19 protein-coding genes are annotated in these 19,274 nt (G+C 70.5%); 2 read left to right on the forward strand and 17 right to left on the reverse strand.

Going from position 1 to position 19,274, the window contains the following annotated elements:
• From AB0K21_RS23370 to AB0K21_RS23440, 15 genes are all read right to left on the reverse strand, one after another.
• On the reverse strand, positions 1–338 hold a 338-nt coding region (locus tag AB0K21_RS23370; protein WP_364153101.1), incomplete at its 3' end, for an aldehyde dehydrogenase family protein.
• 74 nt (positions 339–412) lie between these two features.
• Positions 413–1,192: an HAD-IIB family hydrolase gene (locus AB0K21_RS23375; RefSeq protein WP_343967674.1), complete on the reverse strand. Its 780-nt coding sequence runs from the start codon at positions 1,190–1,192 to the stop codon at positions 413–415.
• Positions 1,189–1,992 (reverse strand): inositol monophosphatase family protein, encoded by an 804-nt coding sequence (locus tag AB0K21_RS23380; RefSeq protein ID WP_343967672.1) that lies wholly within the window; start codon positions 1,990–1,992, stop codon positions 1,189–1,191. Before AB0K21_RS23380 ends, AB0K21_RS23375 begins: the two co-directional genes overlap by 4 nt.
• On the reverse strand, positions 1,983–2,747 hold the full coding sequence (locus AB0K21_RS23385; protein WP_343967670.1) for an HAD family hydrolase: 765 nt from the start codon (positions 2,745–2,747) through the stop codon (positions 1,983–1,985). Before AB0K21_RS23385 ends, AB0K21_RS23380 begins: the two co-directional genes overlap by 10 nt.
• Positions 2,744–3,844: an ABC transporter ATP-binding protein gene (locus AB0K21_RS23390; RefSeq protein ID WP_343967668.1), complete on the reverse strand. Its 1,101-nt coding sequence runs from the start codon at positions 3,842–3,844 to the stop codon at positions 2,744–2,746. The genes AB0K21_RS23385 and AB0K21_RS23390 overlap by 4 nt, the downstream gene beginning before the upstream one ends.
• Positions 3,845–5,671, reverse strand: coding sequence for an iron ABC transporter permease (locus AB0K21_RS23395; protein ID WP_343967666.1), 1,827 nt, complete (start codon positions 5,669–5,671; stop codon positions 3,845–3,847).
• 45 nt (positions 5,672–5,716) lie between these two features.
• Positions 5,717–6,376: a DUF47 family protein gene (locus tag AB0K21_RS23400; protein WP_343967664.1), complete on the reverse strand. Its 660-nt coding sequence runs from the start codon at positions 6,374–6,376 to the stop codon at positions 5,717–5,719.
• Positions 6,373–7,353: an inorganic phosphate transporter gene (locus AB0K21_RS23405; RefSeq protein ID WP_343967662.1), complete on the reverse strand. Its 981-nt coding sequence runs from the start codon at positions 7,351–7,353 to the stop codon at positions 6,373–6,375. The genes AB0K21_RS23400 and AB0K21_RS23405 overlap by 4 nt, the downstream gene beginning before the upstream one ends.
• On the reverse strand, positions 7,353–9,191 hold the full coding sequence (gene iolD / locus AB0K21_RS23410) for a 3D-(3,5/4)-trihydroxycyclohexane-1,2-dione acylhydrolase (decyclizing) (protein ID WP_364153110.1): 1,839 nt from the start codon (positions 9,189–9,191) through the stop codon (positions 7,353–7,355). Before iolD ends, AB0K21_RS23405 begins: the two co-directional genes overlap by 1 nt.
• Positions 9,188–10,036: a 5-deoxy-glucuronate isomerase gene (iolB, locus tag AB0K21_RS23415; RefSeq protein WP_364153113.1), complete on the reverse strand. Its 849-nt coding sequence runs from the start codon at positions 10,034–10,036 to the stop codon at positions 9,188–9,190. The genes iolD and iolB overlap by 4 nt, the downstream gene beginning before the upstream one ends.
• The gene (locus tag AB0K21_RS23420) at positions 10,033–10,914 is read right to left on the reverse strand and encodes a deoxyribose-phosphate aldolase (RefSeq protein WP_343967656.1); all 882 of its coding nucleotides are present in this window, start codon (positions 10,912–10,914) and stop codon (positions 10,033–10,035) included. Before AB0K21_RS23420 ends, iolB begins: the two co-directional genes overlap by 4 nt.
• Complete coding sequence (iolC, locus tag AB0K21_RS23425) at positions 10,907–11,878, reverse strand: 5-dehydro-2-deoxygluconokinase (RefSeq protein ID WP_364153117.1); 972 nt, start codon at positions 11,876–11,878, stop codon at positions 10,907–10,909. The genes AB0K21_RS23420 and iolC overlap by 8 nt, the downstream gene beginning before the upstream one ends.
• Positions 11,875–12,711, reverse strand: a complete 837-nt coding sequence (locus tag AB0K21_RS23430) for a TIM barrel protein (RefSeq protein WP_343967654.1) — start codon at positions 12,709–12,711, stop codon at positions 11,875–11,877. Before AB0K21_RS23430 ends, iolC begins: the two co-directional genes overlap by 4 nt.
• Positions 12,708–13,679, reverse strand: coding sequence for a Gfo/Idh/MocA family oxidoreductase (locus AB0K21_RS23435; protein ID WP_364153122.1), 972 nt, complete (start codon positions 13,677–13,679; stop codon positions 12,708–12,710). Before AB0K21_RS23435 ends, AB0K21_RS23430 begins: the two co-directional genes overlap by 4 nt.
• Positions 13,680–13,802: 123 nt before the next feature.
• Positions 13,803–14,546, reverse strand: a complete 744-nt coding sequence (locus AB0K21_RS23440) for a GntR family transcriptional regulator (RefSeq protein WP_343967650.1) — start codon at positions 14,544–14,546, stop codon at positions 13,803–13,805.
• Between the two features lie 221 nt (positions 14,547–14,767).
• Between AB0K21_RS23440 and AB0K21_RS23445 the strand changes: the two genes are divergently transcribed.
• Positions 14,768–15,940: an ABC transporter substrate-binding protein gene (locus AB0K21_RS23445; RefSeq protein WP_343967648.1), complete on the forward strand. Its 1,173-nt coding sequence runs from the start codon at positions 14,768–14,770 to the stop codon at positions 15,938–15,940.
• 619 nt (positions 15,941–16,559) lie between these two features.
• Here the strand turns inward: AB0K21_RS23445 and AB0K21_RS23450 are convergent.
• Complete coding sequence (locus AB0K21_RS23450; RefSeq protein WP_343967646.1) at positions 16,560–16,868, reverse strand: hypothetical protein; 309 nt, start codon at positions 16,866–16,868, stop codon at positions 16,560–16,562.
• A gap of 194 nt (positions 16,869–17,062) precedes the next feature.
• The gene (locus AB0K21_RS23455) at positions 17,063–18,337 is read right to left on the reverse strand and encodes a phytase (protein ID WP_343967644.1); all 1,275 of its coding nucleotides are present in this window, start codon (positions 18,335–18,337) and stop codon (positions 17,063–17,065) included.
• Positions 18,338–18,647: 310 nt separating this feature from the next.
• On the opposite strand from AB0K21_RS23455, the gene AB0K21_RS23460 reads away from it, so the two are divergent.
• Complete coding sequence (locus AB0K21_RS23460) at positions 18,648–19,103, forward strand: hypothetical protein (RefSeq protein ID WP_343967642.1); 456 nt, start codon at positions 18,648–18,650, stop codon at positions 19,101–19,103.
• Positions 19,104–19,274 lie beyond the last annotated feature (171 nt).

Consider the following 19,274-nt stretch of genomic DNA (forward strand, 5'->3'; position numbering starts at 1 on the left):
CCGCGGGCGACCTCGCCCAGCGCGTCGGAGTGGACCTTGCCGTGCTCCGCGCTGATCAGCGCCGCGAGCTCGTCGCGGTGGGCGTACATCAGCTCACGGAAGCGGAACAGCACCCGCGCCCGCCGGGCCAGCGAGGTGTCCCGCCAGGCGGGCCAGGCCGCGACGGCGGCGGCCACGGCCGCGTCGACCTCGGCGCTGGAGGCCAGGTGGACCTGTCCCTGGACCTCCCCCGACGCCGGGTTGAAGATCTCGCCGAGTCGCGCCGAAGGTGTGCTCCCGGTGCCACGGGGGGAGTCCCCGGCGGGGACTCCGTCGATCCAGTGAGTGATGTTCTTCATCTAAATCCCTTCAGCGTGGAGACCCCGCCTTTAGGCGTGGGAAGGAAACGCGGTTCGGGGCTCGGTTTCACGACCTACGGATGGGAGCCGAGGGCCAGTTCCACCACGTCGGCGACGGCTCCGTCCGCGCAGGCCCCGACCACGACATCGGCCACCGCACGGACCTGCGGGTGGCCGTCGCCGACCGCGGCCCCGAGTCCGGCTGTCATGATCATGTCGATGTCGTTGGGGTTGTCGCCGACGGCCGCGATCTGCTCCAGCGGTACGCCCCGGGAGGCGGCCAGCTCGCGGAGCGCGGCGCCCTTGGTCGCGCCCTCGGGCAGCACCTCCAGATAGGTCGCCTCAGATCGAACCGTGACGGTTCCTGGAATATCCAATTCGGGAAACCGATCGCCGATCAGCATGCATTTGGTGATCTCGCCGGGGGACAGTGCCGACCAGTCGCCCGGATCCCGCAGGGTGATTCCGTCGCGTCGGGCGTAATCCCGCAGTTCGGGCACGTCGTGGACGGCCAGTGCCTCGCCGCCGGAGAACGCCACCGGGTAGACGCCCCGCGGGAGTTCTTCGAACAGGTCGAGCAGCGCCTTCCACGCGTTCACCGGCAGGTGGCGGGAGCGCAGCACGGCTCCGGTGCCGAGATCCACGGTGCGAGCGCCGTTGTAGAGGATCGCCGCCCCGGTGAGGCCCAGTTCCTCGTAGTAGCGGAGGGCTGACAGCTCCATCCGCCCGGTCGCGATGACCACCTCTCCGCCCGAGGCGACGAAGCGGCGGAGCGCGTCCCGGCTGGAGGGCACCATGGCCAGGTCGCGCCCGACGAGCGTTCCGTCCAGGTCGGTGACGATCCAGCGGATCACGAGGCGGTCCTCGCCGTGGAGACCTCGGCCATCACGGAGCCGGCGAGGTCGAATCCACCGACGCAGGCGAGATAGCCGCCGGGGGTGAAGATGCTGCCGGACAGCGGGATGTAGACGCCCCCGGCCTGCTCCACCAGGAGCGAGCCGGCCGTCACGTCCCAGGCGTTCACGTACGTGCCGTACGCGACGTCGGACCACCCGGCGGCGACGTGCGCCAGCTTCAGCGCCGCGCTCCCCGGGCGGCGCGTGGTGGCGAAGGCGTTGACCATCCGGGCGAAACGGTGCAGCGCCACCTCTCCCTCCGCGGCCAGGTCGCGCGGGGAGGGGTAACTCGACAGCAGCACCGCCTCCCGGTCCGTGCGCGCGCCGGCGCTGCGGATCGGCGCGCCGTTGCAGAAGGCCCCGCCGAGCGAGGCGGTGAACTCGTCGTCGCGGACGGGGTCGTAGACGACGCCCGCCACCACCTCGCCGTCCACGACCGCCCCGATGGAGGTGCAGAAGAACGGCAGGCCGGCGGCGAAGTTCGCGGTGCCGTCGATGGGGTCGACGTACCAGCTGATGTCGCCTTCACCTCGGACGCCGTCCTCCTCTCCCACCACGACGCTGCCCGGGCACAACCGGTCCAGGACCTCGCGGATACGCTCCTCGGCCGCCTTGTCGTGCTCGGTCACCGGGTCGTGGAAGTCGCGCTTGGTCTTCACCTCGGGCCGGGAGCGGAAGGCCTCCCTGAGCCGGTCGCCGACCGCCCTGGCCGCCTCGACCGCGATGGCGGCCAGATCGCGTGAGGTTTTCAGGTCCATGTCTCCTCCAGGAGGCTCAGCAGGCCGCGCGGGTCCTCGACTGTCGCCTGAGGGCGCTGCCGCACTTTGTAGGGGATCTTCTCGGTGCTCCGGGAGACCATCAGGACGGTGGCCCCCACCCGGGCGCGGGCTCCGCAGACCACGTCGCGGTCGTAGTTGTCGCCGACGTACCAGGTCTCCGCGGGGTCGACGCCCAGGGCCCGGCAGGCGATCCAGATCATCTCCGGATTGGGTTTGCGGACGCCGACCTCGTCGCTGTAGACCTGCACCGCCACCTGGCGGTCGAGGCCGTTGAGGGCCATGTAGTCGCGGTGGACGGCTCCGCACAGGGCGTTGCTGACGACCGCGGGCGTGACGCCGTGCGTCCAGCAGGCGGCCAGCAGCTCCTGCAGCGCGGGCCGGGTCTTGCGGTCGCTGCGCAGCTCGCCCATCCGCCTGCAGAGCGGGGTCGCCTCGGCGATCACCAGTGAGCGGGCCTGCTCCGGCCAGTCGCCCGCGACGTAGTCGGCCCAGAACCCGCGGTGTGTCATCTCCGCCGGGGCGAACTGACGGGAGGTGGAGTCCTTCCAGTACCTGTCGGCGCGCGCGCCCGCCAGGATGTCGTTCTCCACGTCGTCGAGGCCGAGGCCGTGGAAGCCGGCCCTGGTGAGGAGCTCGTGCACCTCCGCGGCGAGTTCGGCCGTCCACGACGGGCGCCGGGCGGTCTCCACGATCACCCCGCCGAAGTCCAGCAGCAAAGCCTTGGGCCGGATCACGCGCCGACCCCCGTCCTGTCCCAGGAGGGGATCCGCGCGCCGTCCGCGCCGAACAGGTGCATCTGGTCGGTCCAGCAGGTCAGCACCTCGCCGGCGGCGGCCTCGACCGGCGTGTAGGAGAGCGCGTACAGCTCGGTGTCCAGGACGCGCAGCCGTACGGTCCAGGAGGAGCCCGCCGGCAGCACGGCCTCGACGGTGGCCTCCTCGGACCAGACGGAACGGGGTGGCGAACCGAGGCGCAGCGCCTCGGGGCGGACACCGACGGCGCCGGGGGCGACGCTCTGCCCGGCGCGGGACTCGACGAAGCGCGTCAGCGAACCGGCCAGACCGGTGGGAGAAGGGCCGATCTCGACGATCGCCATCGGCGGGCTGCCGACGAACTCGGCGACGAACCGGTTGGCGGGTCTGGCGTACATCTCCATCGGGGGGGCCAACTGCTGCAGCTCGCCCTCGTTCATGACCGCGACGTCGGTGGCCATGGTGAGTGCCTCCAGCTGGTCGTGGGTGACGAAGACGATCGTCGCGTTGGACTCCTCGTGGATGCGTTTGAGCTCGGCGCGCATCTCCAGCCGGAGCCGGGCGTCGAGGTTGGACAACGGCTCGTCGAGCAGCAGCACCGTGGGGTTGATCGCCAGCATCCTGGCCAGCGCGACCCGCTGCTGCTGACCACCGGACAGCTGGGAGGGGTAGCGGTCCATGGCGGCGTCGACGTGGACCATCTGCAGCGCCAGCTCCGCCCTGGCCCGCCGCTCGGCAGCGGGCACCTTGCGCATCCGCAGGCCGAACTCGACGTTCTCGCGCACCGACAGGTGCGGCCAGAGGGCGTAGTTCTGGAAGACCAGCCCCATGCCGCGCTTCTCCGGCGGGACGTAGAGTCCCCGCTCGACGGAGTCGAGGACCCTGTCACCGACGGCGATGGTGCCGGCGGTCGGCTGCTCAAGCCCGGCGATCATCCGCAGCGTGGTCGTCTTGCCGCAGCCGGAGGGGCCCAGCAGGCACATGAACGCGCCGTCGGGGACGGTCAGGTCGAGGTTCTTCACGGCGTAGTCGCCACCGCCGTAGCTCTTGGCGATTCCGCTCAGGGTGATGTTCGGCATCTATCCTCCTAGGCCGGACGCCAGGCTGCTCTTGGTCAGACGCTGGGTCAGGTAGGTCATGGTGAAGGAGACCAAGGCGATCATGAGTACGACCGCGTTGGCGAGCTGGGTGTATCCGTAGTCCACGAGGCCGATGGACAGGGTGGTGAGGAGCTGTGTCCCGGTGGTGGTCAGCATGATGACGATGCTGAGTTCCTTGAGCCCGGAGATGAACGGCAGCACGATTCCGGTGACGAGGGCGCCCTTCTGGATCGGGAAGATGATCCGCCGCATCCGCTGCCACCAGGAGGCGCCGGCGATCTGCGCGGCCTCCTCCGGTTCGCGGCCGAGTTGCATCATCGCCGCGATGCCCGAGCGCGAGCTGTACGGCAGGTGCGTCACGGCCATCACCAGGATCAGCAGGAACGTCGTCCCGTACAGCGCGGGGATCGGCCCCCTGGCGACGGCGAACAGCGACAGCGAGGCGGCCGCGAACGCGATGCCGGGGATGAGGTAGGGCAGGAAGGAGACCTGGCGGAGGAACGCGGCGACGCGCGGGGCCGTTCCGCGCACCACGACGTACCCGATCAGCAGGCCGGCGACCGCGCAGATCAGCGAGGCCAGGCCGACGATGCGCAGCGAGTTCCACGCGGCCTCCCACAGTTCGGAACCGCGGAAGACGCCGTGCGGGAAGCCGACCGCTCCGGGCAGCTTCTCGGCGAACCAGTAGTCGAGGGTGAAGGTCGACAGGTCCAGGGGCGTGCGGGTGACCGTGGAGATCAGAAGTGTCAGGACCGGGACGAGGACGCTCACCGCGAAGACCACCAGACCGAGCGCGAAGGCGGGCCAGCGCCAGCGGCGCAGGTCGCCCAGCCGGTCCATCGCTCCCTTGCCGCCCACGGTGACGAACCGGCGGTGCTCGCGCATCATCCGGGTGTCGACGAGGACGATCAGCACCCCGATGATCACGATGACGGTGGCGAGTACGGAGGCCACGCCGGTGCTGCGGTCGCGGATCGACTGGAAGAGCCCGGTGGACAGCACCCGGTAGTCGGCCGGCAGGCCGAGCACGTAGGGCGTGCCGAACGTGCCGAGCACCCGGCCGACCACCAGCAGCACGGCCGAGGACAGCGCCGGGAGCATCAGCGGCACCACGATCCGCCGGATGACGGTCCGCTGCGGGGCGCCGAGGATCCGCGCGGAGTCCTCCAGTTGCGCGTCGATGCGGCGCAGCGCGTTCCCGACCAGGAGCAGCACGAACGGGTAGTAGTGCAGCCCCAGGGTGATGATGATCGGTACCGCGCCGTAGGCGAGCCAGTCGGGTGTCCGGATGCCCTGGGCCTGCAGGAAGCCGACCTGCCCGGCGGCGCGCTCGTTCTTGAATAGCGACAGCCAGGCCAGGGAGAAGGTCCACGACGGCAGCATGTAGGGGACCACCAGGGCGCCGGCGAGCCACTTGCGCCCGGGCACGTTGGTCCTGGTCACCAGCCAGGCCATGCCGCCCCCGAGGACCAGCGCGAACAGGGTGGTGCCCACCGCGATCACCAGCGTGTTGAGCAGCGGTTCCCAGAACAGCAGGCCGCTGATCTGGGAGCGGAACACCCGCCACAGGTAGTAGCCGGTCCATTCGCCGGACTGCTGCCCGGCGTGCACGTCGTCGCCGTACTGCAGGCGGAAGGCGTCCGACAGCACCGCGACCAGCGGTGCCACGACGAGGTAGGCGAGCAGGATGACGAGGATCAGCCCGAGCGCGGCGGTCGGATCGTGGCGCAGCACGCGGAGCCGGTACACCAGCCTGCGCCGCCTCGGGGGAGGTGGCGGCGTTTCCGCCTTGGTGAGAAGAGCCATGGGTACTTCCTTCGGGGGGTTCACAAGGGTGGTCCGTCAGCTTCCTCAGTGGCTTCGCTTGAGCATCGCGTCGGCGAGCGCGTCGGCGGCCTCGCCGAGCCGCCGGCCGACCGCGTCCAGGCGCGACAGCAGCTCGCGTTCGCGCAGGGTGTTCATCTCCAGCGGCCCGGTGAACAGCTCGGTGAGCCGGGTCTGGTAGAGCTGGCGGACCCGGCTGCAGGCCTTGCGCGTGGCCAGCACGGCCACGGTGACCGAGCCGGGGTCGTCGATCATCTTCAGGACGGCGTTCTCCAGCTCGTCGAGGCCGTCGCTCACCACCTGCAGCGGCTCGACGGCGAAGCCGAGGTCCTCCGGTCCGAACAGGTCGGTCTCGCGCACGTAGTCGCGCAGGTGGTCCAGCACGTCGTCGATCGATCGGGAGAGTCGGAACAGGTCCTCTCGGTCGATGGGGGTCGCCAGCACCCGCCGCAGGACGCGCACCAGCTCGGCCCGCGCCGCGTCGCCCTCGTGTTCCACCTCCGTCATCCGGGTGCGGGCGGCCGATCGCCCGATCGTGCCGGAGGCGGTCGAGCGGGCCAGTACGGCTCCGGCGCGGGCGACGGCGACCTGTTTGCGGACCAGCTCGACGACTCGTCGTCCGGATCGGCCGCGAAGGTCGTCCCAGGCCCGCGCGAACCGCCGGGCACGGCCGCCCGCGCCGCTCACAGCAGCCTCATCGCGAGCCCGGCCAGGCAGCCCAGGGCCATTGACGACGGCAGCGTGACCAGCCATGCCGTACCCACGTTCACGACGCCCTGCCATCGCACCCTCCTGGCTCCCTCGCTTGCCGCCACGCCGACGACGCCGGCCGTGATGGACTGGGTCATGCTCACCGGGCTTCCCAGGGCCGAGCTGCCGAGGACGGCGCCGGTGGCCGCCGTCTCGGCCGAGACGATGTGCAGCGGCCGGGTGATGACCAGGCCGCGGCCCAGTCGCTCTCCCACGCGGGTGAGGCTGGTCAGGGATCCGGCGAGGAACAGCGCCACGAGGACGGCCATCCACACCGGCGGGACCTCGATGGGGCCGACCCCGCCCAGCCCGTCGCGGCCCACGTTCAACGCGACGCTGACCACCGCGATCATCTTCTGGCCGTCGTTCACCGCGTAGGCGACGCACTGGGCCGCGTAGGCCAGCAGATGGGCGGAGAGCACGAGCCGGGGCATCCGGTGGTAGGACGGCACCCGGCGCGACAGGGTTCCCAGCAGGTGGCCCAGGACCAGGCCGACCAGGGGGGCACCCGCTCCGACGGCCAGGACGGTGCCCAGGCTCCGCCACGACACCGGCAGTCCCGCACCGAGCCCCGCGCCGCTGATGCCGCCGATGACCGCGAGTGTCAGGCTGGTCGGCAGCCCTTTGCCGGTCAGCACCGCGACCACGATCACCGCGGTCACCACCCCGGCCAGGAACGCCGTCGCTCCGCCGCTCGTGCCGAGTCCCGCCAGCCTCTCGGTGAAGGTCCGCGCGACCGAGAACCCCAGCAGGTACGGCCCGGCGAAGAGCGCCGTCAGCAGAAGCGCGGCGATCGCCCATCCCGGCGAGCGGGGGAATCTGAGCCCCAGCCCGATCAGGGTGGCCCCGTCGTTGGCTCCGCTGACCAGCACGAAGAGGATCGCCATCGCGGCGAACGCCGGCGTCCAGCCCATCACAGGTAGGGCCGCTGATCGCGTTTGGCCTCGTCGTAGTGTTCCCGTGCGGCCCGGGTCCGGGCCAGTTCCGACACCTCGGCGATCGGGACGTCCCACCAGGCCTGGGCGCCGGGTCCGCCGCCGGGGACGGTCTCGACGTAGACGACCGTGGTGTGCGCGGACGCCACCGCCTTGGCCAGCGCGGCCCGCAGCGCCTCCGGGTCGCCGGCGCGCAGCACGTCGGCGCCGAGGCTGGCCGCGTTGGCCGCCAGATCCACGGGAAGCCGGTCGCCGTCCAGCTCTCCTTCCGGGCCGCGCATCCGGTAGGCGGTGCCGAGTCGCAGGGCCCCCACCGACTCGCTGAGGTCGCCGATCGAGGCGAAGCCGTGGTTGTCCACCAGGACGATCACGAGCTTGACGCCCTCCTGCACGGCGGTGGCGATCTCCTGGGCCATCATCAGGTAGGAGCCGTCACCGACCAGCACGAACACCTCGCGCTCCGGGTCGGCGAGTTTCACCCCGAGCCCTCCGGCGATCTCATACCCCATGCAGGAGTAGCCGTACTCCACGTGGTAGCCCTTGGGGTCCCGGGTCCGCCACAGCCGGTGCAGGTCACCCGGCATGGACCCGGCCGCGTTGACGACCACGCCGTCCTCGGCGATCTCGTTGAGGATGCCGAGCACGACCGGCTGGGTCAGCTCCGTCCCGGCGTAGGTCCGGCTGATCTCGGCCTGCCAGCCGGCGGCCAGGGCGGCCGCCTGACGGGTCCACTCGGGGTCGGCCCGCCAGTCCGTCCGGTCGAGGGCGAGCAGGGCCTCGCGGGCGTCGGCGACGAGCATCGCGCCGGAGTTCTTGGCCGCGTCGAAGGCGGTGACGTTGACGTTGAGGAACCGGGCCCGGCCGAAGAGGGTCCGGGAGGCGGTGGTGAAGTCGCTGTAGCGGGTCCCGATGCCGATGACCAGGTCCGCCTCCCTGGCCAGGGCGTTGGCGGCGGCGGTGCCGGTGTGGCCGACCGCGCCGACCGCGCACGGGTGGTCGTAGGGCAGCGCGCCCTTGCCCGCCTGGGTCTCGGCCACCGGCACGCCGTGGTTCTCCGCGAAGCGGAGCAGTTCCGCGCAGGCCCGGCTGTAGGCGACCCCGCCTCCGGCGACGATCAGCGGTCTGCGCGAGCCGCGGATCAGTTCGAGCGCCCTGGCCAGCGCGGCGGGCTCGGGCACCGGCCGGGCCACGTGCCACACCCGCCTGGCGAACAGTTCCTCGGGCCAGTCGTAGGCCTCGGCCTGCACGTCCTGGGGGAGCGCCAGGGTGACCGCGCCGGTCTCGGCCGGGTCGGTCAACACCCGCATCGCGGCCAGCAGGGCGGACGGCAACTGTTCGGGCCGGTCGATCCGGTCGAAGAAGCGGCTGACCGGGCGCAGCGTGTCGTTGACCGTCACGTCGTAGGAGCCCGGGTCCTCCAGTTCCTGCAGTACCGGGCCGGCGACCCGGGTGGCGAAGACGTCGCCGGGCAGCAGCAGCACCGGGAGCCGGTTGATGGTGGCCAGTGCCGCGCCGGTGACCAGGTTGGTGGCGCCGGGGCCGATGGAGGTGGTGCAGGCGAAGGTGGAGAGCCGGTCGCGCGTACGGGCGTAGCCGACGGCGGTGTGCACCATGGCCTGCTCGTTGCGGGCCAGGTAGTACGGCAGCGCGTCGCCGGTGCCCGCGCCCTGCTCGGCCAGGGCCTGGCCGACGCCCGCCACGTTGCCGTGGCCGAAGATGCCGAAGACGCCCGCGATCAGCCGCTGCTCGACGCCGTCGCGCTCCGCCCACTGGTTCGCCAGGAACCGCACCAGCGCCTGAGCCACCGTGAGCCTCATGAGGTACCTCCAGGGAATCCGGGCCCGGTGTCCGCGACGCGACGCGACACACGGGGGTCGACCGGCTGATCCGCCCAGGAGGAGCGGATCCACGCGTGCCGGGGGTCGTCACAGAAGGCCATGGACCGCTGCTCGGCGGGCCCGGCCAGCACGTTCAGGTAGTACAGGTCGTAGCCGGGGGCGGCCATCGAGGGGCCGTGGTAGCCGTGCGGGACGAGTACCACGTCTCCGCCGCTCACCTCGGCCAGGGTGTCGTGCGTGCCGTACACCCGCTGGTAGCCGGGGCCGCCCTCGAAGTAGTAGATCTCCTCCAGTACGGCCTCGTGCTCGGAGGCCGTGTCGTGCTTGTGCGGCGGGTAGGACGACCAGTTCCCACCGGGGGTGAACACCTCGACCGCGACGAGCTTGTCGCAGTCGAAGGCGTCCGGCGCGCAGAAGTTGTTGACCCGGCGGCTGGCCTGCCCGGCGCCGCGCACCTCCACCGGGACCTGCTCGGCCGGGCCGTACCGGACCGGGAAGTGCCGGGTCGCCCGAGCCGAGGGGAGCGCGATGCGGCCGTGGCCGGTGATCACCGCGGATGTGTCGATGGGCAGGTAGGCGAAGTCGGTCACCGCGTCGAAGACCGACGTACGCCCGGACAGCGACAGCCGCAGGCCGCCCGCGGTGACCTCGCACGAGCCCGACAGCGGCAGGACCAGCATCTCCTCCCGGCCGGTGGAGAAGTGCACGGGGTGGTCAGGCAGATCCACCACCCGCAGGCCGGCATAGGTCCAGCCGGCCGACTCGGGGGTGATCTGCACTGCCCACGGGGGCGAGGCGGCGGTGCCGTGGGGGATGTGCGTCACGACGACTCCAGCAGGCTCGCCGCGGTGTCCACGGCCGCCGCCACGTCGTCGCCCGGCGGGTAGAGCAGCGCCCGGCCGACGACCAGACCACGTACGCCGGGCAGTCGCAGTGCCTTGCTCCAGGAGCCGAAGACCTGGTCGGGTGCCTTGTCGGGGTCGCCGCCGAGCAGCAGCGTCGGCAGTGTCGTGGCCTCCATGACCCGCTCCATCCCCTCGACCACCGGGATCTTCAGCCAGGTATGGGCGGAGGTCGCGCCGAGCCCCTGGCCGACGCTGATGGCGTGGATCATCGCCTCCGGCGACAGATCGTGTCTCACCACGCCGTCGACCCGCCTGGACCAGAACGGTTCGATCATCGCCATCAGCCCGTAACTGGCCAGCCGGGTGACGGCATGCCCGCAACTCGCCAGCGTGGTGGCGGTCGAGGCGTCCTCCAGCGCGATCCTGCACAGCATCTTGCCGCCGTCGAAACCCATCGCCGCGATCGACTCGGCGTCGTAGGCGGTGAAGCGGTCGTCGAACTCGAACACCGAGCCCTGCACACCGCCCCGGTTCATCGAACCGATCACGATCTTGCCGTCGAGCGCGCCGAGCAGCAGCAGGTCCTCGACGATGTCGGGCGTGGCCAGCAGCCCGTCCACGCCGGGCCTGGCCAGGGCGGTCATGAGCCGATCCAGCAGGCCGACACGGCTCTCCATCGCCATCGGCTCGCCGCCGACGCCGAGCGAGCCCCGCGCCGGATGATCGGCCGCGATGATCAGCAGCTGGTCACGACCGGCCGGCAGCGACCTGCGCCTGCGCCTGGCGGCCGCCTCGGTCACCCGCTCCGGATGCCAGGCTCGGTCGTCGAGCAACCGCCGGTGGTCCTCTTCACGCATGCGCGGCGTCCCCTTTCGGAAATCCGTCTGACAGGACGTTCTCGACCTCGTCCACGGCGGGCATGGCGGGGGCACAGGCCAGTCGGCCGGCCACGATCGCCCCGGCCACGTTGGCGAACCTCAGTACCCGCTCCAGTGGCCAGCCCTCCAGCAGGCCGTGGCAGAGCGCCCCGCCGAAGGCGTCGCCCGCGCCAAGCCCGTTGACGACCTCGACCTTCACCGGCGGCACCTCCACCGTCTCGGTGGCGGTCATGCCGAGCACCCCGTCCGGGCCCTGCTTGACGATCGCCAGCTCGACCCCGGCCTCCAGCAGCGCCCGGCCCGCCTCGTGGGGCTTGCGGGTGCCGGTGGCCACCTCGGCCTCCGCCAGGTTGCCGACCGCGACGGTGACCTGGCCGAGCGCCGCGCGCACCTGGTGTCGGGCCTCGCGTTCGTCCGGCCAGAACATCGGCCGGTAGTCCAGGTCCAGCACCGTGTGCGGCGCCCGCCCCCGGGCCTGCCAGGCGGCCAGGTGCGCGCTGCGGGACGGTTCCGCCGACAGCCCGGTCACGGTCGTCCAGAACACCCCCGCTGACGCGATCGCCGCGAGATCCAGCTCCTCGGGGAGGATCTCCAGGTCGGGAGCCTTGGGATAGCGGTAGAAGTAGAGCGGGAAGTCGTCCGGGGGCAGGATCTCGCAGAACGTCACCGGCGTGGGCAGGCCGGGCACCTCGGTCACGTGCTGGTCGTCGACGCCGTAGGCGCGCAGCGCGTCGTGGACGAACGAGCCGAACGGGTCGGCCCCGGTCCTGGTGATCACCGCGCTGGAGTGGCCCAGCCGGGCGGCGGCCACGGCCACGTTGGTCGGGCTGCCGCCCAGGTACTTGCCGAAGGTCTCCACCTCCCGCAGCGACACCCCGACCTGGAGCGGGTAGATGTCCACCCCGACCCGGCCCATCGTCAGCACCTCGGCGGGCACGCTCACCTGAGGCCTCCGAGATAGGCCAGGCTGGTGCGGACGTCCTCCATCGGGTTCGCGTCCCCGGAGTCGAGGACGACGTCCTGCTCCAGCACGTACCAGCCGGGATAGCCGGCCGCGGTCAGGCCGGTGACGATGCCCGCCACATCGACGTCGCCCTGGCCGAGCGGGCGGTAGATCCCCGCCCGCACGGCCTGGGTGTAGGTGAGAGCGCCCGTCCTGACCCGCTCGGCGAGGGCCGCCTCGACGTCCTTGAGGTGGACGTGGGCGATCCGCCCGGAAGCCCTGCGGACGATGTCCAGTGGGTCGGTGCCGCCGATGAGCAGGTGACCGGTGTCCAGGCAGAGTGCGACGCCGCAGCCGTCGAGGATCCGGTCCACCTCCTCCCTGGTCTCGATCATGGTTCCGACGTGCGGATGCAGGGTGACCGGGCGGGCCGTCTCGTGACGGATCCGCTCCAGATTGGTCAGCAGCGTGCGCCAGCCCTCCGCGTCCAGCGCGGGGCGCGTGTCGTAGCCGTCCACGCCGGTGGCGGCGGCCAGCACGACTACCGCCTCGTCCTCGAAGGAGGCCAGTGTGGCCCGCAGGCCCGGCAGCGGGTCGTGGGCGGGGTCGTGCAGGACCACGGGGACGAAGCCGCCCACGGCGCTCAGGTTGTAGCGGCCGAGGAGGCGGGCGCGGCGACCGGGGTCGGCGGGCAGGAAGCCGTCGGGGCCCAGCTCGGTGGCCGTCAGGTTCATCTCGGCCATCTCGGTCAGCACCCGCTCGGCGGGCAGCTGGTACCCCCAGCCGGGCACCTCGCAGACCCCCCAGGAGATCGGTGCGGCGGCGATCCTCACTTCGTCACCTCCAGGAGGCGGACCGGCCGTACCTCGCGGAGCGACAGATCGGCCGCCTCGGCGAGGTAGAGCGCGGACAGGGCGTCTTGGACCGTGCAGGGGCTCTCGCGCTCACCTCGCGCCATCGCCAGGAACGCGCGCATCTCCGCGACGTACGCGGCGTCGAACCTGGCCTGGAAGTCCGGCCACGGGTCCCCGCCCGGGTCGAAGCCCTCGGCCGAGCGCAGCGGGGTCCGGTAGCCGAGTCCCGCCGCCCAGGTGGCACGGGTCCCGGCCAGCTCCATCCGCACGTCGTATCCGGCGCCGTTGTAGCGGGAACCCTGCAGCGTGACCAGCGTGCCGTCGTCCATGATGAGCAGAGCGGCGCTGTTGTCGACGTCTCCGGCCTCGGTGAAGAAGGCCTCGCCCCGGTTGGAGCCGGTCGCGTAGACGGTGTCCACCTCACGGCCGGTGACCCAGCGCAGGATGTCGAAGTCGTGGATGTGGCAGTCACGGAAGATGCCGCCGGACAGCGCGACGTACCCGGCGGCCGGGGGCTTCGGATCGGCGGTCAGCAGGTGGACCCGGTGCAGTTCGCCGAGCTCGCCACCGCGCAGCGCCTCGCGTGCGGCGGTGTAGCCGGCGTCGAAGCGCCGTTGGAAGCCGATGTGCACGGCGACGCCGCTACGCTTGACCGCTTCGGCGACCCGCCGGGTCTCCGCGACGGTGGGGGCCGCGGGTTTCTCGCAGAACGCCGGCACTCCCAGGTCGGATGCCCGCAACAGCGCCTCCGCATGGGTGGAGGTCGGGGTCGCGATCACCACCGCGTCCGCGTCGAAGGGGTCTCCGACTCGGGCCTTGAGCCGTCCCGCCACCTCCTCGGCTCTGGTGTGATCCACGTCGGAGACGACGAGGTCATCCACGAGAGTCGAGAGGGTGGCGGCATGGAACATGCCTATACGGCCAAGGCCTAGCAAACCCACACGCATGGCGGCTCCTTGTGACAGGGGCCTCCAGTTCTAGATGAACGACAGGTGAACCGTCAATAGTTTGTCCTGACATTCTGACTAGCTATCATCATCACGATGATGGAGCGGGAAGGGGTGACGCGCTCAGCGCTCCACGAGGGTGACCTCAAGGGAGTAGTGCGAGGCGCGGTAGACGTGTGAGCCGTGCTCCACGGCCCTGCCCTGGTCGTCGTAGGTCGTGCGGACCATGGTGAGCAACGGGCAGGCGCGACGCTCGTTCAGCAGCCGCGCCTCGGCCGGGGTGGCGGCACGAGCGCTGATCCGCTGGTTCGCGACCCGCATCCGGACGCCGGCCGAGCGCAGCAGCTCGTAGAGTCCGCGAGCCTCGAGCATCTCGGCCGACAGGGGGGTCAATCCCAGTGGCAGCCAGTTGTGCAGCAGGGCGAGCGGCTCGCCCAGTGCGTATCTGAGCCGCTCCAGTCGGAGCACCTCGGTGCCCGGCGCGACCCCGAGGGCGTCGGCGACACTCTCCTCGGCGGCGACCGTGTCGATGGACAGCACCCGGGTCATCGGCTTCTGCCCTGCCCTGCGCAGGTCGTCGTAGAGACTGGTGAGCTCGACCGCCCGCTTGACCTGGCCGTGTACGACCTGGGTGCCCACGCCGCGTTTGCGGACCAGCAGCCCCTTGTCGACGAGGTACTGGATGGCCTGGCGGATGGTCGGGCGCGAAAGCCCCAGCTGGTCGGCGAGCTGAATCTCATTGTCGAGCCGGGAACCCGGGAGCAGCTCGCCTGTCTGGATCGCCTCCGCGATCCGCTCGGCTACCTGGAAGTACAGGGGAACCGGGCTCGACCGGTCGAGGTCGATGTCCAATCTCGTCGCAGTCACGGTCAGATGGTATCTGACGTCAGAATGTCCTGACCAATGACCGATTCGGGTCGGCTCGCCGGGCCGCCCATCCGGTAACGAGAGTGTGTCGGATGCCCCACCAAAGTAAGAATGTCTTGACAAGCTATTCACGTGATGTTCATTGTTGAGCCCATTGCGGCGCCGAGTCGGGGTGCTTGGCGGCGCCTACGACCCCGATGGGCAAAAGGAGTGACGCTACCGTGAGGCGTACCAAACAGATCATCTCTACGGCGCTGCTGGCGCTTGCCGCCGCAGCCTGCGCGCCTTCCACGGCCACCGGTGCCCCTTCGCCGGCGACGGCCGCCGAGCAGCCGCTGCCCGGCCCCTCGCTCGACGCGAACTTCGACCTGGACGCGCTGGTCGCCGCCGCCAAGAAGGAGGGCAGCGTGCTGGTCTACGACTCCAGCGGCGACATCGAAGAGGTGGCCAAGGCGTTCACCGCGAAGTACGGCATCAAGATGGAAGGCGTGAAGTCGGACACCCCGCAGACCGCCGAGAAGATGATCAGGGAGCACGCCGCCGACAACATCACGATCGACGCGGCGATGTACGAGGACGGCGGGGTGCTGGTGGGCCAGCTGATCCCGCAGGGTGTGGCGCGGACGTGGGTGCCCGGCGACCTCACGGACCAGATCCCGGCCGAGAACCAGAACCCGCTGCTCGCGCTGTCGAAGGCCACGGTCTTCGCCTACAACACCAAGCTGTCGCCGGAAGGGTGCCCGGTGAAGAACGTGTGGGACCTGACCGAGCCGGAGTGGGCCGGCAAGCTGGTGATGCAGGACCCGCTGGGCAAGCCGACCGTGCTGTCGTTCTTCACCCAGATGGACGCGCACGGCAACCAGGCGCTGGAGCAGGCCTACCAGACCAAGTACGGCAAGCCCCTGGAGACCGAGGAGAAGAGCGCCGCCTATGAGTGGATCAAGCGGATGGCGGGCAACAAGCCGGTGCTGACCGGCTCCGACGAGGACATCTCCGGTGCGGTGGGCGCGCCGAGCTCCACCGACAAGAAGATCGGATTCATGTCGATCTCGAAGTTCCGCAACAACGAGGACAAGGGGTACACCCAGGCGACCTGCGAGGGGATGGCACCGTTCGTCGGCTTCAGCTACCCCAAGTACGTCGCGATCGCCGCCAAGAGCAAGCACCCCAACGCGGCCAAGCTGTACGTCCACTTCATCATGACCGAGGAGGGCGTCAAGCACGAGATCGGCGAGGGCGGCATCTCCGGCAACAGCACGGTCAAGCCCCTGGTCACCCCGCCCGGGCTGTCCGACTGGAAGGGGCAGCTCTTCCACACCGATCCCAAGGGACTGCTCGGAGACCTGCGGGGTCGCCAGACCGTCTCCGACTTCTGGCGGGTCAACCACGGCTGACCCGGCGCGTGGGTCCGATATCCGGCGCCGCGTTCGTCGGAGACAGGTGACGAACCGGCGGTGCGGGCATCGGGGGAGCAGGTGACGGTCGCCCGATGCCCATGGCCCGGCCCGCCGGCGGGCCGGGCCATGGCGATACGAATGGCGTGATCGAGGTCGGCGTGACCGGTGAGAATGCCCCGGTCAGGGAGTGCCGAACCGATCCGGTGTCCCCATGGCTTTTCCGGCGGTTGCCTGCCGGTCGTTCGGCCTGGTCAAGGCCTTGAACAGCCCGCGGACGAGGCCGTGGACGATCTTTTCCCGGACCTGCCGCCGCCGGTACGGCGTGGACCCGCGCCTCGGGGCAGGGGCCGTACGGGTCTGTGTGAATCAGGCGGAGGGCGCGGTCGGCTTGGCGGTCGCCGCCACACGGGAGTCCGCGCCGGTCGACCCTCCCGCTGATTCCCGGTGTTCGTCAGTGAGGATCGGCGAGCCGCCGCGTTGCCGCGGCGGCGTTCCCGTTTCCCGGGTGCCTGCCCGGCGCGAACACCGGGTCCCGTCGCTGCGCGGCGGGCGTTTGTCGTCTCCCCGGGACTCTGGGCGGCCTCGGCCGCGAGCACGGCCAGACCACGAGCGGCGCTCAGGTCCCGATCCAGGCCCAGACCGCACTCGGTGCGCTCACGCGTGCGTCCGGACAGGGCGGCCCGGCTTTCACCGCGCCGTGACCCTGGCACGTCTTACCGCTGGGATACCGGCGGTCGGCCTTGTGGGCGAACAGACGCCGCATCTCGTTCAGTCCGGCGTCGGTCACCGCGCGGGCCAGGCGCCGGTTGGCCGGCATCCCCGGCACGTTGAGGTTCCCGGTCACGACCGTGCCACGGGTAGCCGCCAGGCGGGCGGTGAGCCGGCGCGGCCCGTCGCGCCGCCGAGACGAACCCGCACCCCCCATCGCCCTCCCGCGAGCGCCGGCCTGCTCCGGCACGCCCGTGAATTCCGCGCCGAGTCCACAGCCGCCCACGCCAAACGCTCGGCTGGGAAATCCCAGCCGAGCGTCTGATCAGACTACTCACGGCTCGATCAACCGATCACACGCTGCCGACCGGCTCTCGAATCCGCCGAGTAGCCGAGGGCTTTCTCCGCTGCTCAGTCGCGCGGGTCCCAGCCGTCGGTGTCCACGTCCAGGTCGAGTCCGTCGGCGATGTCACTCCAGTCGGCGAACTTGAAGTTCGTGTTCTCACGGTCGGGTGCGGTCGGCGTGTTGGCGCCGTCGTGCGAGATGAACAGACCTTCCTCGAAGTCGCCCAGCGGGACGTTCAGCACGGTCGAGCCGTCGCTGTGCTCGACGCCGTCGATGCCGTTGTACGACCCGATCCTGAACTGACCCAGGTAGGCGTTGGAGCCTTCCCTGCGGTAGACGGCGAAGGTGTTGTCGCCCTGGCTGGAGGCCAGCAGGTAGCCCTTGCCGTCCTCCCGGTAGTAGATCGTGAGACCCTCGGCGTCCGCGGTCAGACGCTGGCCGCCGTAGCCCGGGTCCGTACCGGGGGTGCACTCGTCTGCCACCGGGTCGTAGGTGGCGGGCACGCCGTACTCGCGGACCTTGTCCATCAGCACGGGGGTCCCGGTGAGGTCCGCGCGCATCCGCCAGACGCCGACGTCCTCCTGGGCCGCGTAGAGGACGTCCTTCTCCTGGTCCACGACCATGCCCTCGACCTGCGGCTCCCGGCCCGGCTCGTCACAGGGCGTCCAACTCTGGCCGTTCGGCAGGGTGAACGACGAGGGCAGGTTCAGGGTCTTGACGAGCTGATAGCCGACCTTGCCGTTCGGCTTGGGCAGAAGCTTGACCAGGCCGATCGAGGTCCGGTGCCGGCGGCTGACCAGCGCGTAGGTGCCGGTGGAGTCCTTCCAGGTGGCCAGGCCGTACGCGGTCTCGGCGTCGTTGACCTGCTGCTGGGTGGTGTTGAACACGAACGGCGCGGCCGGGTCGGTCACGTCGGTGAGCTGGCCGTTCGCGATGGCGTAGATCCGCAGCTGGTCCCGGCCGCGGTCGGAGACGACCGCGAGGTCCCGCCCGCCGAAATCGTAGGTGACGTCGACGTTGTTGAACCGTCCGACCTCGTCGTCAGGCCCCGGGGCCGCGGGCGCGGCGAGGTGCTGAATCTGCTGCCCGTCGAGGTTGTAGACGAAGAGGCCACCCTCCTTGGCGGTGCCGATCACCACGCTCTTGCCGGACTTGGACGGGTGGACCCAGATCGCCGGGTCGTCACCGTTGGAGTTGCCGCCGGCTTCGTCGTCGTACAGGGCAGGGGTCTCTACCTGGGGATCCACCACCGAAACACTATGACTGGTCGCGGGGAGCGACGCCCCGCCTACCAGTGAGAACGTCAGGGCTGCCAGGAAAAGCCTGGACAGAGGACGCATTGCGCCTCCTCGTTTGGGGGATGAGGTTCAACAAGAACGTAACGACGAATTCACCATAAATCAATAGGACGTACGTATGTCATGACATGGATCCGGTAAGGGGTGCCCGCGCTGTCGTATATCCGGTTTGAGAGGGGGTGAAATCACCCGCTCGTCGCCCGGACGGTCGGGCCCGTGTGCCGATGACCGGTCTCGTGCCCGACGGGTGGGTCGAGGCGGGGCACGCTGACGGGCGGATCCGCCGTGACCGTCCGCCCGAGTCCGGAGTTCCCGCGTGCCAAGTGCCAGTGGGCGGTTCTAACCTTCTGACATGAACAGCGACTTCGACTTCCTGCACGGCAGCTGGGACATCGACAACCGTAGGCTCGTCAAACCCCTGAGCGGGAGGGACGAGTGGGAGGAGTTCCCCAGCTTCGCCGTCTGCCGCGGCTTCTTTGACGGCGCGGGTGTCTTCGACGAGATCACCTTCCCCACGAAGGGCTTCAAGGGGGTGTCGATACGGACCTTCGACGTGGAACGCGAACTGTGGGCGATCTACTGGATCAACAGTGAGACCGGAGTCCTGCACAATCCCGTCTTCGGCGCGTTCGCCGACGGGAAGGGGGTGTTCCACGGCGACGAGACCCACGAGGGCAGGCCCATCCGGATGCGGTACACATGGTCGGAGATCACACCGACATCGGCCCTGTGGGAGCAGGCGTTCTCCGCAGACGGGGAGAAGACCTGGGAGACCAACTGGACGATGAGGCACACCCGCCGCGCGTGACGCGGTGCCTCTCCCCGCGCCCAGGCCGGGACGGGAACCGGTGAATCGGGGGTGGGTGGAGGACGATATCGGCGGCCCTCCACCCTCGGCCCTGGGAGCGTGGACCGCCGTCCGGCGTTCGGGGGACGGAGCCGGACAGCCACGACCCTATGTGTCCGCCGACCCGATGTA

Origin of the sequence: Streptosporangium sp. NPDC049248 (genome assembly GCF_040678965.1) — a bacterium.
Classification (GTDB): domain Bacteria; phylum Actinomycetota; class Actinomycetes; order Streptosporangiales; family Streptosporangiaceae; genus Streptosporangium; species Streptosporangium fukuiense.

Coding starts and splice junctions, on each gene's coding strand:
- AB0K21_RS23380 (WP_343967672.1), bottom strand. CDS start 1,992: ATGGACCTGAAAACCTCACGCGATCTGGCCGCCATCGCGGTCGAGGCG.
- AB0K21_RS23390 (WP_343967668.1), bottom strand. CDS start 3,844: ATGCCGAACATCACCCTGAGCGGAATCGCCAAGAGCTACGGCGGTGGC.
- AB0K21_RS23395 (WP_343967666.1), bottom strand. CDS start 5,671: ATGGCTCTTCTCACCAAGGCGGAAACGCCGCCACCTCCCCCGAGGCGG.
- AB0K21_RS23405 (WP_343967662.1), bottom strand. CDS start 7,353: ATGGGCTGGACGCCGGCGTTCGCCGCGATGGCGATCCTCTTCGTGCTG.
- iolD (WP_364153110.1), bottom strand. CDS start 9,191: ATGAGGCTCACGGTGGCTCAGGCGCTGGTGCGGTTCCTGGCGAACCAG.
- AB0K21_RS23420 (WP_343967656.1), bottom strand. CDS start 10,914: ATGCGTGAAGAGGACCACCGGCGGTTGCTCGACGACCGAGCCTGGCAT.
- AB0K21_RS23435 (WP_364153122.1), bottom strand. CDS start 13,679: ATGCGTGTGGGTTTGCTAGGCCTTGGCCGTATAGGCATGTTCCATGCC.
- AB0K21_RS23450 (WP_343967646.1), bottom strand. CDS start 16,868: ATGGGGGGTGCGGGTTCGTCTCGGCGGCGCGACGGGCCGCGCCGGCTC.
- AB0K21_RS23455 (WP_343967644.1), bottom strand. CDS start 18,337: ATGCGTCCTCTGTCCAGGCTTTTCCTGGCAGCCCTGACGTTCTCACTG.
- AB0K21_RS23460 (WP_343967642.1), top strand. CDS start 18,648: ATGAACAGCGACTTCGACTTCCTGCACGGCAGCTGGGACATCGACAAC.